Here is a 4,853-nt window from a genome sequence, read left to right as displayed (position 1 = left end):
GCCATCGCGGGACTGAATGTGGAGGGGCTGAAGAAAAACGCGCGGGATATCAGTCTGCTGAGGTATATGCCGGCCTGACACAGGCTAAGTGTGCCCGGGAATCGGTGCAAGTATAAAAAACAGCCTGTTGCGGTATAAGAATCGACCATGCAGAGAGAGAAAACACCGGAGTGGAGGGAAAAGCAGAAAAGCTCACGTGGTATAAGGCGCGGACAGGGGTATCGCTTAGTTTTTCAATTTCCTATACGTGAACCGGAAAAGAAATCGTGATTTTCATCGGCATTCGGCGAAAGCGCGGCGAGGATTGCCGGATTCACTTCCGCCATTTCTGCGGGAAATAACGGTTCGTAGCCCAGATTCATCAAAGCCTTATTGGCGTTGTAACAGAGAAACGCTTTCACATCGTCAGCCCACGGGGTTTCGGCGTACAGCTCATCGCTGTATTGCAACTCGTTGTCGTAGAGTTCCAGCAACAAATCGAAGGCGAAACTCTTCAACTCTTCACGTTGTCCCAGAGATATCTTTTCCATGTTTTTCTGATATTTATAGCCTATGTAGTAACCGTGGACTGCTTCATCGCGGATAATCAGACGGATCAGATCTGCGGTATTGGTCAGCTTTCCGCGGCTGGAAAAATACATCGGCAGCCAGAAACCGGAATAGAACAAAAAAGATTCAAGAAACACACTGGCGATTTTCTTTTTCAGCGGATCATCACCGCGATAATGTTGCTGAATAATCTGAGCTTTTCGCTGCAACGGTGCGTTTTCTTCACTCCAGGCGTAGGCGGCATCGACATCTTTGGTCTGACACAGCGTCGAGAAAATCGAACTGTAAGAGCGGGCATGAACCGCTTCCATAAAGCTGATATTCGATAATACCGCTTCTTCATGAGGCGTGAGTGCATAGGGCATCAGCGAAGGCGCGCCGATAACATTTTGCAGCGTGTCGAGCAGCGTCAGGCCAGTAAAAACGCGCATCGTCAGTTGTTGTTCTACGACAGTTAATGTCTGCCAGGCAGGAATATCGTTCGACAGCGGCACCTTTTCTGGTAGCCAGAAATTGCTGGTCAGGCGATTCCACACCTCCAGATCTTTATCGTCAGATATCTTGTTCCAGTTGATGGCGCTGATACGTGAGAGTTTCATAGATATTCCTTAAAGTGCACAGGAGACGCAGCCTTCAATTTCAGTGCCTTCCAGCGCCATCTGACGCAGGCGAATGTAATAGAGCGTTTTGATACCCTTGCGCCAGGCGTAAATCTGCGCTTTGTTGATATCGCGAGTGGTGGCGGTATCGGGGAAAAACAGCGTCAGCGACAGCCCCTGATCGACATGGCGAGTCGCTTCGGCGTAGGTGTCGATGATCTTTTCTGCGCCGATTTCGTAAGCATCCTGATACAGCGCCAGATTCTCGTTAGTCATAAACGGGGCAGGGTAGTAAACGCGTCCTGTTTTGCCCTCTTTGCGTATCTCTACTTTCGCCACAATCGGATGAATACTCGACGTAGCATGGTTGATATAAGAGATAGAACCGGTTGGCGGCACCGCCTGAAGATTCTGGTTATAAATGCCGTAGCGCATCACGTCGTCGCGCAGTTGCGCCCACATCTCACGGGTAGGTAACGTAATACCGCTGCGGGCAAACAGTTCGCCAACTTTCGCCGTTTTCGGCTGCCAGTTACCTTGCAGATATTGGCTAAAATATTCACCACTGGCATAACGTGACTGTTTGAACCCGGCGAAGGTTTCACCGCGTTCGCGCGCCAGCAACATCGAGGTACGCAGTGCGTGCCAGGTGATGGCATAGAAATAGAGATTGGTGAAATCCAGTGCTTCCGGCGAACCATAAGCGATGCCTTCTCGCGCCAGATAGCCGTGTAAATTCATCTGCCCCAGTCCGATGGCGTGTGAGGCGGCATTTCCGGCTTCGATGGACGGCACGCTGCGGATATGACTCATATCTGACACCGCCGTTAAACCGCGCACGGCAGTCTCTACCGTGCGGGCAAAATCGGGGGAATCCATGGTGTGCGCAATATTCAACGAACCTAAATTGCAGGAGATATCATGGCCTGTGCGGGCATAGTCGAGATTCTCGTCATACTCTGAGGCACAGTTGACCTGCAAAATCTCTGAGCAGAGATTACTCATATTTATGCGCCCGGCGACAGGGTTAGCACGGTTTACCGTGTCTTCATACATGATGTAGGGATAGCCGGACTCAAACTGGATTTCTGCCAGCCGCTGGAAGAAATCACGGGCGTTGAGGTATTTTTTGCGGATGCGTTCATCGGCAACCAGTTCGTCATAGTGTTCGCTGATGGCGATATCGGCAAACGGCTTGCCATAAACTCGCTCAACGTCATAGGGCGAAAACAGCGCCATCTGCGCATTCTCTTTTGCCAGATGGAAAGTGATATCCGGGATCACCACGCCCAGCGACAGTGTTTTAATGCGGATTTTTTCGTCGGCATTTTCCCGTTTTGTATCGAGAAAACGCAGAATATCGGGATGATGAGCATGTAAATAGACTGCACCTGCCCCCTGACGCGCGCCGAGTTGGTTGGCATAGGAAAATGCGTCTTCCAGCATTTTCATCACCGGAATTACGCCAGAAGATTGATTTTCAATACGTTTAATTGGCGCGCCCGCTTCTCGCAGATTCGACAGCAAAAATGCCACGCCGCCGCCGCGTTTCGACAGTTGCAGTGCGGAATTTACCGCCCGGCCAATCGACTCCATATTGTCTTCAATACGCAGCAGAAAACAGGAAACCAGTTCGCCGCGCTGCTGCTTACCGCAGTTGAGGAATGTCGGAGTGGCTGGCTGAAAGCGTCCTGACAGCATTTCATCGGTCAGTTGCAACGCCAGCGTCGCATCGCCTTGTGCCAGCGTCAGCGCCACCATCGTGACTCGATCGGCAAAATCTTCCAGATAACGTTTACCGTCGAATGTCTTCAACGTATAGCTGGTGTAAAACTTCCATGCCCCGAGGAATGTCTGGAAACGAAAACCGCTGGTGTGTGCGTAGGCAAACAGCGTAATGACAAAGTCGCGAGAGTAGCGATTAAGAACGCTTTCATCATAGTAACCTTCGTTGACCAGCCAGTTCAGGCGCTGCTGCTGGCTACTGAAGGTCACACTGTTCGGACGCACATGCGTCGCCATAAAGGCGTCAACGGCCTGGCGGTCTTTATCGAACTGAATGCGACCTGCGCTATCGTAGAGGTTAAGCATCGCATTCAGCGCGTGGTAATCCATCGTTTCCTGCGTCAGGCATTCTGCGGTTGTCGTTGCCAAAATTCGGTTACTCCTTTACGAACGTTTTCGATATCGCTTTGCGTACCCATGAGTTCAAAACGGTACAGCCACGGCACGCCGCATTTCCGGGCAATCACATCTCCGGCGCGGCCATACGCCTCACCAAAGTTGCGATTACCAGAAGCAATAACGCCGCGAAGCAACGCCCGGTTGTGCTCGTCGTTTAAAAAGCGAATTACCTGTCGTGGCACCGCGCCAGCCGTACCGCCGCCGCCGTAAGAGGGCACGATCAGGATGTAAGGCTCGTCTACCTGAATCCGTTCCCGCTCATTGAGCGGGATGCGCACCGCGGGCAGACCTAAACGTTCGATAAAACGCTGCGTGTTTTCGGAGCTGCTGGAGAAGTAGACGAGCTGGCTCATGCACTGGCCGCGTGTGGCGCTGGATGCAGACGGTTAATCATGTCCGGACGGAAACCAGACCAGCTAAGATCGCCAGCAATCACTACCGGCAACTGACGAAAGCCCTGAGCACGCAACGCTTCCGCTGCTTCAGGAACGCGATCGACATTAATCATTTCAAAATCAAACCCCCGGTTTTCCATCGCCCGTTTGGTGGCGTGGCACTGAACGCAATCGTTACGAGTGTAAATAGTTATGCGCATGATTCGTATTTCCGTTTAAAATGAAGATACGGCGCGATGATACGCGTCGGGTTGTCTCTCTGTTGATACAGAGATACTAGATGTAGTTGGAAAAAGATTCAACTACACAATATATAGCAAATAGTGATCGAAATTACCCTGGATATGAGCGTGACGGGGGAGGGGGATTTTTGTGATTCACCAGGCAAAAAGAAACCCCGAAGACAGGCTTCGGGGTCAAAGACGCGTATTTATTATCATTTTTGCACTACGATTTGCGCATGCTTAACAGTGCGCCGATAAAAATACCTACCGCAGCTGCTGTACCCACGCTACACCAGGGTCTTTCACGAACAAAAGAATCCGCGCAGCCAACGGCATCGCGCGCGGCTTGCTGGACGCGAGTACGACCATGCATTCGCGCCCTGGTTTCTTTCAGCAACGCCTGAGCTTTACTGCGTGCGGCTTCAGCTTCCCCTTTGGCGTCGCTGCCCCAGGACTTCAATACAGATTCGAGGCTGTCAGCTAATTGATTGACATCATTCTGGATATCCTGCACGCCATCATCAACGTCGTTGCGGTTCGGTCGGTTAAACATATGATCCCCCATTAGAATTCGATGTAATTTTCAGTGTAGACCATAATTTTCTTAACTGAGGTTCATCGCGGCTTTATGGACTTTTCTGAAAGCGTTGTGAATGCGCAATCAGGTAAGGTAGGCCCGCGGGGTAATGCTGCCAACTTACTGATTTAGTGTATGATGGTGATTTTAAGGTGCTTGCGTGGCTTCCATTTCCATCAGATGTCCTTCCTGCTCCGCTACTGAAGGCGTGGTGCGTAACGGCAAAAGCACTGCCGGACATCAGCGCTATCTCTGCTCTCATTGCCGTAAAACATGGCAACTACAGTTCACTTACACCGCCTCTCAGCCCGGTACGCACCAGAAA

The 4,853-nt window shown here is 51.2% G+C and carries 7 protein-coding genes; 2 read left to right on the top strand and 5 right to left on the bottom strand.

Annotation, left to right across the window (positions count from 1 at the left end):
- Window positions 1-78: hypothetical protein (locus BHE85_RS27405; RefSeq protein ID WP_242412314.1), on the top strand; the 78-nt coding region annotated here is incomplete at its 5' end.
- 155 nt (window positions 79-233) lie between these two features.
- On the opposite strand, the gene nrdF is transcribed toward BHE85_RS27405, so the two are convergent.
- From nrdF to BHE85_RS10675, 5 genes are all read right to left on the bottom strand, one after another.
- Complete coding sequence (gene nrdF / locus BHE85_RS10695; RefSeq protein ID WP_000777980.1) at window positions 234-1,148, bottom strand: class 1b ribonucleoside-diphosphate reductase subunit beta; 915 nt, start codon at window positions 1,146-1,148, stop codon at window positions 234-236.
- A gap of 9 nt (window positions 1,149-1,157) precedes the next feature.
- The gene (gene nrdE / locus BHE85_RS10690) at window positions 1,158-3,302 is read right to left on the bottom strand and encodes a class 1b ribonucleoside-diphosphate reductase subunit alpha (RefSeq protein WP_000246544.1); all 2,145 of its coding nucleotides are present in this window, start codon (window positions 3,300-3,302) and stop codon (window positions 1,158-1,160) included.
- A complete protein-coding gene (gene nrdI, locus BHE85_RS10685; RefSeq protein WP_000080947.1) occupies window positions 3,275-3,685 on the bottom strand; it encodes a class Ib ribonucleoside-diphosphate reductase assembly flavoprotein NrdI in 411 nt (136 codons plus the stop codon). The genes nrdE and nrdI overlap by 28 nt, the downstream gene beginning before the upstream one ends.
- Window positions 3,682-3,927 carry a glutaredoxin-like protein NrdH gene (gene nrdH / locus BHE85_RS10680; protein ID WP_001223227.1) on the bottom strand — a complete coding sequence of 82 codons (246 nt, stop codon included), beginning with the start codon at window positions 3,925-3,927 and terminating at the stop codon, window positions 3,682-3,684. The genes nrdI and nrdH overlap by 4 nt, the downstream gene beginning before the upstream one ends.
- A 247-nt stretch (window positions 3,928-4,174) precedes the next feature.
- On the bottom strand, window positions 4,175-4,504 hold the full coding sequence (locus BHE85_RS10675; RefSeq protein WP_001295174.1) for a DUF883 domain-containing protein: 330 nt from the start codon (window positions 4,502-4,504) through the stop codon (window positions 4,175-4,177).
- A gap of 184 nt (window positions 4,505-4,688) precedes the next feature.
- On the opposite strand from BHE85_RS10675, the gene BHE85_RS10670 reads away from it, so the two are divergent.
- Window positions 4,689-4,853 (top strand): IS1 family transposase (locus tag BHE85_RS10670; protein ID WP_047664789.1); only part of this gene is annotated, 165 nt, incomplete at its 3' end.

The sequence above is a fragment of the Shigella sp. FC1567 genome, assembly GCF_001743015.1.
In the GTDB taxonomy this organism is placed as follows: Bacteria; Pseudomonadota; Gammaproteobacteria; order Enterobacterales; family Enterobacteriaceae; genus Escherichia; species Escherichia coli.
This window is presented reverse-complemented; position numbering and strand designations above follow the sequence as displayed.